The organism is Pseudomonas corni (genome assembly GCF_057128765.1).
In genome coordinates this window covers 387,321-399,795 of the sequence record NZ_JBSKHW010000002.1, presented here as the reverse complement: position 1 = coordinate 399,795, position 12,475 = coordinate 387,321, and the positions used below count along the sequence as shown (strand labels likewise).

Sequence of the window (12,475 nt, the reverse complement as noted above, 5' to 3'; positions counted from 1 at the left end):
TTGTTTTCAGGGATATTCTTGTCGGGCATGCAGCACGCTTACGATCTCGATTCGATCAGTGACGCGATAGACGACCAGATAATTGGGATGTACGACAATCTCACGCGTAAGCGGTATTCGACCCTTCCGGTAGAGATAAGGGTGCTCAGGAAGAGCGGAAGTGGCGTTCTCGATGTCGTTCTGCAGAGCATCTGCCGCTCTCGGATTTCGTTCTGCAAAGCATCTGCCGCTCTCGGATTTCGTTCATCAATGTATTCAAGAATTTCAAGCAGGTCGGCCAGCGCTCCAGCTCGCCACTCAACGATCATTGCGTCGCTGTTTACGTTTGGTGGCGAGTCGCGACTTCATTTCAGTCATGGCTTGATCATGTGTGACGTTCGGGCATTCATCTTCGAGGGACGCCTGAACCTTCGCGCGGAACCATGCGTCATACCGGGCGGCGTGTTCTTCGGATTCGAACTCTGAAACAATGGGTGAAAGCTGGGCACTCATGATAAGGCTCCTTTGCAGGTGCCGGTTAGTCTAGCCGTTTTGGCTTCAAACCAGAAAACCGATTGCAACTCAACGCTACACCACTTCCGTCACGGCCCCACACCGTTTCAACCGCGCCTCCAGATTCAAATCCGGCATGGCGTGGGTGCGCAGTGCGTTGATGGTTTGCTCGACGTAGTCGCGGGTGGTGCCGTAGCGGCCGCTGGCGCTGGCGAGGACTTGGGTCAATACGCTGTCGGGCAGGTTGCCGGCGTAACTCGGAAGATGGCGTTCAAGAACAAAGCCCAGCGCCTGAACCTTGGTGCCATCTTCAAGACGACAGCTGAGCCAGTGGGGGCGGTAGGAAGGGAAGGGCATCTCCCGTTGCCACAGCGCAAGCAAGGATTCTTCGAGATTGTCGTCCGGCAGGCGGTAAGCGAAACCGCTGCAGGAGCCGCCTCGATCAAGGCCGAATACCAATCCTGGCTGTTCGGGTGTGCCGCGATGTTCGTGGGACCAGAGATACAAGCCACGGTGATAGCCGTAGACACGGCCACGTTGACGCTCGGTTGCGGTGCATTCCGGTCGCCAGATCAGCGAACCGTAGGCGAATAACCAGACAGGCCCACCCTGATGGCGGGTCATGGTTGCGTGCATTGAGGCGATAAGTTGTTCGCGGGTCAGTTTCGGGCCCAGATCGATTACGGGCGGATAAGCAAGCCCCAAACCATCATGGACTGCCGCCACCAAGCTATTGATTTGATTCCCCATCTGTTCCCCCTGACAGCCAGACTGTCAGTTGCTGCGACCCTGTATCGCATTGGGCCGCATCAGGCTACTGCCACCGGAGAAGCGCTCCGGCGATGCAAAAAGCTTAACGGTAATCTGTCACCGAGAAGACGAATACCTTGGAGCATGCAATTTGTAATCCGTCGCCTGCACCGGCAGTCTGCTCAGCCGCGCGGCGCGTAGGCAAATACATCAGCGCGCATCTGGTGCGCATCCATACCCGCTTCGACCAATGCATCGAGAGTCGCATAAACCATCGCCGGAGAGCCACTGCCGTAGACATAAATCGACTTCAGGTCGCCTATGTCCTCGCGCACCGCTTCGTGGAGCATGCCGCAGCGTCCTTCCCACCCGCACAAATCGCTGACGATCTTGTGCAGTTGCAGATTATCGAGCTGCTTCCACTCATCCCAATGTCTGATTTCATAGAAGTCTTCGGGACGGCGCACGCCCCAGTACAAATGCACCGGATGCGGGAAACCCTTGGCGCGGCAATGCTCGATCAGGCTGTGCATCTGCGCCATGCCGGTCCCGGCTGCGATCAACACCAGTGGCCCGTTCGGCAGTTCGGCAAGATGCGTGTCGCCAAACGGCAGTTCAATGTGGGCCATGCCGTCGCGTTGCAGTTGCGCGATAAGTTTCTGCGCACTGCTTTCGCGCGCTAGAACGTGTATTTCCAGATCGCGACCCGCCTCGGGTGCCGATGCCATGGAGAAAGCGGATTTCTCGCCGTCATCGCGATTGATCATCAAGTACTGACCGGCGTGATAACGAGGCGGCTTGCCAGCCGGTGCGCGGAGTGTCACGCGGAAAACATCACCGCCGACATCTGTGCACTCGGCCACCTGGCAGGCGAGTTTGCGCATCGGCAGTTCTCCCGGAGCCAGCACGCCATCCCACATCACCACGCAGTCTTCGACGGGTACAGCGAGGCACGCGTAGATTTCGCCGTGGTCATGGATCACGCCGTCTTGTGTCACGCTGCCTTCGACCAGCAGTGCCGAGCAGATATGACAATTGCCATTACGGCAACTGTTGGGGCACTCGTAGCCTAGACGCTGAGCCGCATCGAGGATTCGCTCACCGGGCAACATTTCAAGCACTGCGCCCGAAGGCTGCAAGGTTACGCGCATCAATCTATTCCCAACTGATTCCAGATGTCGTCGATCCGGCGAGTGACGGCCTCGTCCTTGACGATGGCGCGACCCCACTCCCGCGTAGTTTCGCCCGGCCACTTATGCGTGGCATCCAGCCCCATTTTCGACCCCAGACCAGAGACCGGCGACGCGAAATCGAGGTAGTCGATCGGGGTGTTGTCGATCATCACCGTGTCGCGCTTGGGGTCCATGCGCGTAGTGATCGCCCAGACCACATCGTTCCAGTCCCGGGCATTGATGTCGTCGTCGGTGACGATAACGAACTTGGTGTACATGAACTGTCGCAAAAACGACCACACCCCCAACATGACGCGCTTGGCGTGACCCGGATACTGCTTTTTGATGGTCACGATCGCCATGCGGTACGAACAGCCTTCCGGCGGCAGGTAGAAATCGATGATTTCCGGGAACTGCTTTTGGAGGATCGGCACGAACACTTCGTTCAATGCCACACCGAGAATCGCCGGCTCATCAGGCGGACGGCCGGTGTAGGTGCTGTGATAAATCGGTTTGATGCGGTGGGTAATGCGCTCGACCGTGAACACCGGGAAGCTGTCGACTTCGTTGTAATAACCGGTGTGATCGCCGTAAGGACCTTCATCAGCCATTTCGCCAGGATGAATCACGCCTTCGAGCACGATTTCTGCGCTGGCCGGCACTTGCAGGTCATTGCCACGGCACTTGATCAGCTCCGTGCGGTTGCCGCGCAACAGGCCTGCGAAGGCGTATTCGGAAAGACTGTCCGGGACGGGAGTCACTGCGCCAAGAATGGTCGCCGGGTCCGCGCCCAATGCCACTGATACCGGGAAGGGCTTGCCGGGATGCTTGTCGCACCAGTCCTTGAAGTCCAGCGCGCCGCCACGATGGCTGAGCCAGCGCATGATGACTTTATTGCGGCCAATCACTTGCTGGCGATAAATGCCCAGGTTCTGACGTTCCTTGTTCGGGCCGCGAGTAACGGTCAGGCCCCAGGTGATCAGCGGGCCGACATCGCCCGGCCAGCAGGTTTGCACGGGGAGCATACCGAGGTCGACGTCGTCACCTTCGATCACGATCTCCTGGCACGGCGCATCCTTGACCACTTTCGGGGCCATGGCGATGACTTTGCGGAAGATCGGCAGCTTGGACCAGGCGTCTTTCAGGCCTTTGGGTGGCTCGGGCTCTTTGAGAAATGCCAGCAATTTGCCGATTTCCCGCAGCTCGCTCACTGCCTCTGCGCCCATACCCATCGCAACGCGCTCTGGCGTGCCGAACAGGTTGCCAAGCACCGGAATATCGTAGCCGGTCGGGTTTTCGAACAACAGGGCCGGGCCTTTGGCGCGCAGGGTCCGGTCGCAGATTTCAGTCATTTCCAAGACAGGGGAAATGGGTACCTGGATGCGTTTCAACTCTCCGCGCTGCTCAAGCTGCTGCACGAAATCCCGTAGATCCTTGAATTTCATTAACCCGGCCACTTAACAAATAGACGCACATCCTACCTGCTCTGGCGGGCGACAGCAGCTTCCGAACGCGTATTTGCCCGCCTTATCTGGGGTTTTCGCTGAGGAAAATCGGTGCCAGTAGCGGCTTCATCCGCTCGCCGCCCTGATCGGACAGATGGTTTTCATCCATGTACTGCGAAAAGCCCTCAAACTCGGCACGACAGATACCGCTAGTGCACATCAACGGTGCCGGATCGAGCACGTGCACCTGAGGATCTGCCGCGCTCAATCGGTGGAACAGCGAGTCGAGAAACTGCTGGCGCGCCTGGTGATCGGCTATCGGTCGGCCGACGTTTTCCGCGCTGCGACCGATCATTGCCAAGCTGCTAAGTCGCCCGACGGTGCCCTGACGTTGCAGCGGGACTTCTTTGAAAATCCACACCCGTGCCCCTGTCGCCCGCAGCTGGGCAACCATGTCTTCCAGGTCCGCGGCGACTTTCTGCTCAGCCACGGCGCGACTGTCGTTGCGATAGAGCACGTGCTGCCAGTCGCCGTCCTCTTCGCCATACAAATACAGACTCCAGCGTGCGGCCAGCACCACATCATGGATGTGCTGTTCGCGGACGGTTTGCAGCGTTTGGCGGTTGAAGTCCTGACATTGCGGGCGTACTTCTTGACCTAGAATCGGCAGGCACCCCGACAGGCTCGCGAGCCAAACGGGCGTCGCGAAACGCTGCGCATCAGCCTTGATCGCGGGCAGCAACGCAGCCGCATGGCTGTCGCCCCACACTAATTGGATCGGCGGCGTGCTGGCATCCCCGCCGAAGCGACAGACCTTTTTCAGATCAGGGCTATCGCGTTGCAGCAGGCACTCCATCTGCCCCATTTGCCAGTCGCGGGCTTTCGCGTACTGCATGGCCTGGCCCGAGAGCCGCCCTGGTACACCATCGGCCGAGCGAATCGCCTGACCTGCACCGGCGATGACGACCATTGTGATGAGGCCACCCACCAACACCGGCTTGCGTCCGGCCAGCCAACGTTTTTCCCGAAACGGCAGCTCGATAAATCGCCAGCTCAGCCATCCCAATACCACGCTGAGCGCCACCCACATCATTGCTTCTCTTGGCTGCATGCCATCGACCGAAGCCGCGTTGGCGTAGACGAAAATCGGCCAGTGCCACAGGTATAGCGAGTAGGAAATCAGGCCGACGCCCACCATCAAGCGCGTACTCAGCAGCCGTCCGACCCAAGTGGACGTTTGACCATTGGCCCAGAGCATCGCTGTCGCGCCGAGCACCGGCAGCAGCGCTGGCCAGCCTGGAAACGGGGTGAATTTGTCGAAACCAAAGACAGCGAACAGCACCGCCGCGACCCCGGCCAGACTGATGATTTGATACGCCATCGGCGGCAGTTTGCGTGCGGGCATGGGCATCACCGCCAACATCGCGCCACAGAGCAATTCCCACGCGCGCATGGGCAGCAGGAAGAACGCGGCATCGGGCTCACGCTTGATCATCCAGACGTTAAGCGCAAACGACACCAGCAGTAGGGCGAACAACATCAGTCGCCACTGACGCAGATAGCGGGTCAGCACCACCATCAGCAGCGGAAAGAAGATGTAGTACTGCTCTTCGACAGACAGCGACCAAGTGTGCAACAGCGGTTTGAAGTCCGACGCCGGGTTGAAGTAGCCGTCCTGGCGCATGAACAGGATGTTGGACATGAACGTGGCTTGATAACGCACCGCCCGACCCAGCTGCGAATAATCGCTGGGTGGCATAAGAATCCAGCCTACGACGAGGGTGGCGAGCAGGACCACGCTCAGCGCAGGAATGATGCGTCGGGCGCGGCGGGCCCAGAAGTCGACGAAGCTGAAACGCCCTGCGCTGATTTCACGAAAGATGATGGAGGTGATCAGGAAGCCGGAAATGACAAAAAATACGTCCACACCGACGAAGCCGCCGCTAATGCCGCCCAGACCGAAATGGAACAGTACAACCGGTATAACGGCTAGCGCGCGCAGGCCGTCGATGTCTCGACGATTTCCGAAGGTGTGCATGACGCTCCTTGTCGCGCTTGGTGACAAAGCGCAGGCAAAAAAAAATGGTGTCCAAAAGGACACCATTCTTTTTTAGCAGTTCAGCCTGTTTATTTGCGCGTGTTATTTGCGCTTCATGGACAGGAAGAACTCATCGTTGGTCTTGGTCTGTTTCAGCTTGTCGATCAAGAACTCGATGGCAGCGACTTCATCCATAGGATGCAGCAGCTTGCGCAGAATCCACATGCGCTGCAGCTCGTCATCGGCAGTCAGCAGCTCTTCACGACGTGTGCCGGAGCGGTTGATGTTGATGGCCGGGAAGACACGTTTTTCTGCGATCTTGCGATCCAGAGGCAGTTCCATGTTGCCGGTGCCTTTGAATTCTTCGTAGATCACTTCGTCCATCTTCGAACCGGTTTCAACCAGCGCGGTGGCGATGATGGTCAGCGAGCCGCCTTCTTCGATGTTTCGCGCAGCGCCGAAGAAACGTTTCGGTTTCTCCAGTGCGTGAGCATCGACACCACCGGTCAGTACCTTGCCGGAGCTAGGAATGACGGTGTTGTAGGCGCGAGCCAGACGGGTGATCGAGTCGAGCAGAATGACCACGTCCTTCTTGTGCTCGACCAGGCGCTTGGCCTTCTCGATCACCATTTCGGCGACTTGCACGTGACGGGTAGGTGGCTCGTCGAACGTGGAGGCAACCACTTCGCCGCGCACGGTGCGCTGCATTTCGGTCACTTCTTCCGGACGCTCATCGATCAGCAGAACGATCAGATGCACTTCCGGATTATTGCGTGTGATGTTCGACGCGATGTTCTGCAGCATGATGGTCTTGCCCGCTTTTGGCGGAGCAACGATCAGACCGCGCTGACCTTTACCGATCGGCGCACACAGGTCGATGACACGGCCGGTGAGGTCTTCGGTGGAGCCGTTACCGGCTTCCATCTTCATGCGGATGGTCGGGAACAACGGCGTCAGGTTTTCGAAAAGAATCTTGTTCTTCGCGTTTTCGGGACGGTCGTAGTTGATCGTGTCGACCTTGAGCAGTGCGAAATAACGTTCGCCTTCCTTCGGAGGGCGAATCTTGCCGACGATGGTATCGCCGGTACGCAGGTTGAAGCGGCGGATCTGGCTGGGCGAGACATAGATGTCATCGGGGCCCGCAAGATACGAAGCATCAGCCGAACGCAGGAATCCGAAGCCGTCCTGGAGGATCTCCAGCACGCCGTCACCCGAGATTTCCTCGCCGCTTTTAGCGTGCTTTTTCAGCAGGGAGAAGATCACGTCCTGCTTGCGCGAACGGGCCATATTTTCTATGCCCATCTGTTCGGCCATTTCGAGCAGATCGGTAATAGGCTTTTGCTTGAGTTCAGTCAGGTTCATATAGGAATGACGTAATCATGTATGGAGGGGGAAATTAAGCTTTTGGCTTAATGAGGCCGCGCCGCAGAGAAGGCGACAGGATCGCGTAGTAAATCGAAAGGAGAGCGTCGGCGACGGCTAGCAGGGGGCAACGGAGAAGCCGTTGCGGGGCCGAATGTACCACCTGATTTTCCAAGCGTCTAGTGTACCGCCCAAAAAAAACCCCGCTATTTGCGGGGCTTTTGCGCCATCAGATGTTGGCGTCGAGGAATGCTTGCAACTGCGATTTGGACAGCGCGCCGACCTTGGTCGCCGCTACTTCACCATCCTTGAACAACATCAGAGTCGGGATACCACGAACGCCGTGCTTGGCGGGTGTTTCCTGGTTTTCGTCGATGTTCAGTTTGGCGATGGTCAGTTTGCCTTCGTAGGTGCCGGCGATATCGTCCAGAACCGGGGCAATCATCTTGCACGGGCCACACCATTCAGCCCAGTAATCTACCAGTACAGGACCGCTAGCCTTCAGGACATCGGCTTCGAAGCTTGCGTCACTGACGTGTTTGATAAGTTCGCTACTCATGAGAGTTTCTCCGAGGTCGTAGGCAAAAAAACGTGGTCCATCATAGCGGCACCAGGCCGCGACAGGAAGCCGGGGTTCATTGTCTCTTGCTATGACCGCGTATCAGCCAGCTAATTGAACAAACTTCACCCCGCTGGCGACACGAACACGATCCCCGTACGCAAGGCCCCGCCACGGATGTGTTCCTGCATGGCTTTTTGCGCAGGGCCCGACGCATTGCGGGCGAGGGCGCGGAGGATCTTGCGGTGTTCCTGCCAGGTTTCCATTGCACGGCCCGGGCGTATGAAGGGCAGTTTCTGGCTTTCAAGGAAGATGTCAGCGCTGGCGGTGATAATGCTCAGAATGGCCTGATTGCCGCTCGCGACCAGAATGCGACGATGGAAATCAAAATCCAGGCGCGCGGCAGACTCAAAATCCCCGGCGCGCAGCTCCAGACGCATGGACTCAACGTTGTCTTCCAGGCTGTCGCGCTCATCGGCCGTCAGTGTTACGGCAGCGAGGCCTGCGGCAAAGCCTTCCAGCGCGTAACGCAGCTGAAACGTCTCGGACGGCGACGCGGTTGCCGCAAAAGGCCACGAAAATCCACTCGTGCTCTGTTGTGGTTCAGAAATCGCCTGAACGAACACGCCTTTGCCTGGCTGCACGCTGACCACGCCCAGCGCACTTAAAGACGACAACGCCTCACGCAACGATGCGCGACTGACGCCCAGGCGCAAGGCAAGATCACGCTGCGATGGCAGGCTGTCACCGGGGACATAGCCCTGCTCGGCAATCAGTTTTCGGATCGCTTGAAAGGCTGCTTCGGGTACTGCAATCGGGCTCGGATGCATGGCAAATTCAGGCGTATTCGTCATCGAAAGACCTCTTGTATAACCATCCGACCGTTACAGCAAGCGACGCCCAAGCCAGGTGCGCCGTGGGTTTGGCCCGCTCCAAAGCAGGGCGAAGAAACCGGCGACTGTTCAGACCAGTAAGACCAAATGCGCGCGGCAGCCCGTCATTCCCGGCGCATTACAACGAATGGCATGGGCTGTGCACTGCTGCTTTCAGAAATACCATTCGTTCGATCCGGAGACGTCCCATGACCAAGCGTTACAGCGCTCTGTTTGCCGCCCTGTTTGCCAGCCTGATGCTGACTCAGGCCCCCGCCCACGCCAACGGCCTGGACGATGTGACCGCGCGCGGCACGTTGAAAGTCGCGGTACCGCAGGATTTTCCACCGTTTGGTTCGGTGGGCCCGGACATGAAGCCTCGTGGTCTGGACATCGACACCGCGCAACTGATCGCCGACCAGTTGAAGGTCAAGCTTGAACTGACCCCGGTCAACAGCACCAACCGCATCCCGTTCCTTACCACTGGCAAGGTCGATCTGGTGATTTCCAGCCTCGGCAAAAACCCGGATCGCGAAAAGGTCATCGACTTCTCCAATGCCTATGCGCCGTTCTATCTGGCTGTATTCGGTCCTCCTGATGCGGCCATCAACAGCCTGGATGACCTGAAAGGCAAAACCATCAGCGTGACCCGTGGCGCCATCGAAGATATCGAACTGACCAAAGTGGCCCCGCAAGAGGTGACCATCAAGCGCTTCGAGGACAACAATTCCACCATCGCCGCTTACCTGGCTGGTCAGACTGATCTCATTGCCAGCGGCAACGTAGTCATGGTCGCGATCAGCGAGAAAAACCCCAAGCGCATCCCGGCGTTGAAAGTGAAGCTCAAGGATTCCCCGGTTTACGTCGGCGTCAACAAAGGCCAGCCAGAATTGCTGGCCAAAGTGAACGAGATCATCGAAGCGGGTAAGAAAGACGGTGCGCTGGAGAAGAACTCCCAGACCTGGCTCAAGCAACCGCTGCCTGCCGATCTTTGATCGCTGTTTTTTAGTCACTGCATCTGATCCGGGGCGTTTAAATGGCTTATCAGTTCGACTTCATGCCGGTCCTGCAAAATGGCGATCTTTTGCTGCGCGGGGCCTTGTTCACGCTTGAACTGACTGCGATAGGGACATTGCTCGGGGTCAGCCTGGGCATTGTGGGCGCTATCGTCCGCGCCTGGAAAATTCAACCGTTCTCCGCAATTTTCGGGGTTTATGTCGAGCTGATACGCAACACGCCGTTCCTGGTGCAGCTGTTCTTTATCTTCTTCGGGCTGCCTTCTCTTGGTATCCAGATTTCCGAGTGGCAGGCGGCGATCCTGGCGATGGTGATCAACCTGGGCGCGTACTCCACGGAGATTATTCGTGCAGGCATTCAGGCCATTTCCGCCGGACAGATCGAAGCGTCGGCCGCCTTGGCGATGACGCGCTACGAGACCTTTCGCCACGTGGTGCTGATCCCGGCGCTGGGCAAGGTCTGGCCGGCATTGAGCAGCCAGATCATCATCGTGATGCTCGGCTCGGCGGTGTGTTCGCAGATCGCCACCGAAGAGCTGAGCTTCGCCGCTAACTTTATTCAGTCGCGCAACTTCCGTGCCTTCGAGACTTACATTATCACCACGCTGATTTACCTGTGTATGGCGCTGTTGATTCGTCAGCTGCTCGGCTGGGTTGGGCGTCGCTACATCGCAAGGAGCCGCTGATGTCTGATTTCACCCTTTGGGACGTGGTGCGCAATCTGCTTACCGGGTTGCAGTGGACACTGGCTTTGTCGCTGGTAGCGTTTATCGGAGGCGGGGTGATCGGCCTGATCGTCATGACGATGCGGATCTCGGATACCTCTGCCTTTCGAACGCTCGCGCGCTGCTACATCGAGCTGTTTCAAGGCACGCCGCTGTTGATGCAGCTGTTTCTGGTATTTTTTGGTGTCGCCCTGATGGGCGTCGATATTTCGCCTTGGTTTGCCGCCGCACTGGCGCTGACTCTGTTTACCAGCGCCTATCTGGCCGAGATCTGGCGGGGCTGCGTGGAGTCGATCTCAAAAGGGCAGTGGGAGGCGTCGGCAAGCCTGGCGCTCACACCGCTTGAGCAATTGCGTCACGTCATCCTGCCCCAGGCGCTGCGCATTGCCGTCGCGCCGACGGTGGGTTTTTCGGTGCAGGTGGTCAAGGGCACTGCCGTGACGTCGATCATTGGGTTTACCGAGCTGACCAAAACCGGTGGCATGCTCGCCAACGCCACCTTTCAGCCTTTTATGGTCTACGGCTTTGTTGCCCTCGGCTACTTCCTGCTTTGCTACCCCTTGTCGCTCAGCGCTCGCTACCTGGAAAGGAGACTGCATGCCTCTGCTTAGAATTTCCGCGCTGCATAAATATTACGGCGACCACCACGTTCTCAAAGGCATCGACCTGACCGTCGAAGAAGGCCAGGTTGTGGCCATCATTGGCCGCAGCGGCTCAGGTAAAAGTACGTTGCTGCGAACGCTCAACGGTCTGGAATCGATCAACGACGGCGTCATTGAAGTCGATGGCGAATACCTCGACGCCGCCCGCGCTGACCTGCGTTCGTTACGGCAGAAAGTCGGGATGGTCTTTCAACAGTTCAACCTCTTCCCGCACCTGACCGTTGGCGAAAACGTGATGCTGGCGCCACAAGTAGTGAAGAAGGTGCCGAAGGCTGAGGCTATGCGGCTGGCGAAAGCCATGCTGGAGCGAGTGGGTTTGGGTGAGAAATTCGACGCCTTTCCGGATCGCTTGTCCGGCGGGCAGCAGCAGCGCGTGGCGATTGCTCGTGCGCTGGCGATGTCACCGAAAGTGTTGCTGTGCGACGAAATCACCTCGGCGCTGGACCCTGAGCTGGTCAATGAAGTGCTCAGCGTGGTGCGGCAGTTGGCCAAAGACGGCATGACCCTGATCATGGTGACCCACGAAATGCGCTTCGCCCGTGAAGTCGGCGACAAGCTGGTGTTCATGCACCAGGGCAAAGTGCATGAAGTCGGCGATCCGAAAGTGCTGATGGCCGACCCGAAGACTCCTGAGCTGGCGAACTTCATCGGCTCGGTGGAGCAGGGCGCCTAACATTGTTCTGTTGGAGCCAACTTGTTGGCGAGGCGGCGAACGCGGTGTGTCAGGCATGACGCTTCGCGAACAAGTTCGCTCCTACAGAGCCCGATTTTTGTTGGAGCTAGTGGGCGGCATTCCGACTTGCCCGCGCAGCTGGCACCGCGGTTTGGCTGACACCCCGCATCGTCTGGTTTCAGGGCCGCTTCGCGCCCCATCGTCGGCAAGCCGGACTCCTACGCCTTCGGCAGAAGCGATCGGCGGCGTTCGCGGGCTTTGATTCTGCCCGAAGGGCGTAGGAGCCCTGCTTGCAGGCGATCGGCTGCGCAGCAGTCGTAAAGGTGGCCAGTGCGGTGTGTCAGGTGACGCTTCGCGAACAAGTTCGCTCCTACAGAGCCCGATTTTTGTTGGAGCTAGTGGGCGGCATTCCGACTTGCCCGCGCAGCTGGCACCGCGGTTTGGCTGACACCCCGCATCGTCTGGTTTCAGGGCCGCTTCGCGCCCCATCGTCGGCAAGCCGGACTCCTACGCCTTCGGCAGAAGCGATCGGCGGCGTTCGCGGGCTTTGATTCTGCCCGAAGGGCGTAGGAGCCCTGCTTGCAGGCGATCGGCTGCGCAGCAGTCGTAAATGCGGCCAGTGCTGGGTGACAGTCGTATCGCGGTGTTTGGGTTTGCTGCCGCTTCGCGGCAGATCGTCGGCAAGCCGGACTCCTACGCCTTCGGCAGA

12 protein-coding genes and 1 pseudogene are annotated in these 12,475 nt (G+C 58.4%); 4 read left to right on the top strand and 9 right to left on the bottom strand.

The window, feature by feature from the left end; all coding sequences use genetic code 11:
• Positions 1-6: 6 nt before the first annotated feature.
• From ACWKV9_RS05480 to ACWKV9_RS05440, 9 genes and pseudogenes are all read right to left on the bottom strand, one after another.
• Positions 7-308: pseudogene (locus ACWKV9_RS05480) on the bottom strand (type II toxin-antitoxin system RelE/ParE family toxin).
• Complete coding sequence (gene relB / locus ACWKV9_RS05475) at positions 298-492, bottom strand: type II toxin-antitoxin system RelB family antitoxin (protein ID WP_483835068.1); 195 nt, start codon at positions 490-492, stop codon at positions 298-300. Before relB ends, ACWKV9_RS05480 begins: the two are co-directional and overlap by 11 nt.
• A 75-nt stretch (positions 493-567) precedes the next feature.
• Complete coding sequence (locus ACWKV9_RS05470) at positions 568-1,242, bottom strand: gamma-glutamylcyclotransferase (protein WP_483835067.1); 675 nt, start codon at positions 1,240-1,242, stop codon at positions 568-570.
• A gap of 182 nt (positions 1,243-1,424) precedes the next feature.
• Positions 1,425-2,393, bottom strand: coding sequence for a CDP-6-deoxy-delta-3,4-glucoseen reductase (locus ACWKV9_RS05465; RefSeq protein ID WP_483835066.1), 969 nt, complete (start codon positions 2,391-2,393; stop codon positions 1,425-1,427).
• The gene (gene ubiD / locus ACWKV9_RS05460; protein ID WP_483835065.1) at positions 2,393-3,859 is read right to left on the bottom strand and encodes a 4-hydroxy-3-polyprenylbenzoate decarboxylase; all 1,467 of its coding nucleotides are present in this window, start codon (positions 3,857-3,859) and stop codon (positions 2,393-2,395) included. Before ubiD ends, ACWKV9_RS05465 begins: the two co-directional genes overlap by 1 nt.
• Positions 3,860-3,941: 82 nt before the next feature.
• Positions 3,942-5,897 carry an acyltransferase family protein gene (locus ACWKV9_RS05455; RefSeq protein WP_483835064.1) on the bottom strand — a complete coding sequence of 652 codons (1,956 nt, stop codon included), beginning with the start codon at positions 5,895-5,897 and terminating at the stop codon, positions 3,942-3,944.
• A 102-nt stretch (positions 5,898-5,999) separates the two neighbouring features.
• The gene (gene rho / locus ACWKV9_RS05450) at positions 6,000-7,259 is read right to left on the bottom strand and encodes a transcription termination factor Rho (RefSeq protein ID WP_032625122.1); all 1,260 of its coding nucleotides are present in this window, start codon (positions 7,257-7,259) and stop codon (positions 6,000-6,002) included.
• Between the two features lie 229 nt (positions 7,260-7,488).
• The gene (gene trxA, locus ACWKV9_RS05445) at positions 7,489-7,818 is read right to left on the bottom strand and encodes a thioredoxin TrxA (RefSeq protein WP_331188630.1); all 330 of its coding nucleotides are present in this window, start codon (positions 7,816-7,818) and stop codon (positions 7,489-7,491) included.
• Between the two features lie 125 nt (positions 7,819-7,943).
• Positions 7,944-8,648, bottom strand: coding sequence for a FadR/GntR family transcriptional regulator (locus ACWKV9_RS05440; protein WP_483835393.1), 705 nt, complete (start codon positions 8,646-8,648; stop codon positions 7,944-7,946).
• Between the two features lie 251 nt (positions 8,649-8,899).
• On the opposite strand from ACWKV9_RS05440, the gene ACWKV9_RS05435 reads away from it, so the two are divergent.
• Genes ACWKV9_RS05435 through ACWKV9_RS05420 form a run of 4 tightly spaced genes read left to right on the top strand, consistent with a single transcriptional unit; the run spans position 8,900 to position 11,766 of the window.
• Positions 8,900-9,685 carry a transporter substrate-binding domain-containing protein gene (locus ACWKV9_RS05435; RefSeq protein ID WP_483835063.1) on the top strand — a complete coding sequence of 262 codons (786 nt, stop codon included), beginning with the start codon at positions 8,900-8,902 and terminating at the stop codon, positions 9,683-9,685.
• Positions 9,686-9,726: 41 nt separating this feature from the next.
• Positions 9,727-10,392 (top strand): amino acid ABC transporter permease, encoded by a 666-nt coding sequence (locus ACWKV9_RS05430; protein ID WP_483835062.1) that lies wholly within the window; start codon positions 9,727-9,729, stop codon positions 10,390-10,392.
• Positions 10,392-11,042, top strand: a complete 651-nt coding sequence (locus ACWKV9_RS05425) for an amino acid ABC transporter permease (RefSeq protein WP_483835061.1) — start codon at positions 10,392-10,394, stop codon at positions 11,040-11,042. Before ACWKV9_RS05430 ends, ACWKV9_RS05425 begins: the two co-directional genes overlap by 1 nt.
• Positions 11,029-11,766, top strand: a complete 738-nt coding sequence (locus ACWKV9_RS05420; protein ID WP_483835060.1) for an amino acid ABC transporter ATP-binding protein — start codon at positions 11,029-11,031, stop codon at positions 11,764-11,766. Before ACWKV9_RS05425 ends, ACWKV9_RS05420 begins: the two co-directional genes overlap by 14 nt.
• Positions 11,767-12,475: the final 709 nt, after the last annotated feature.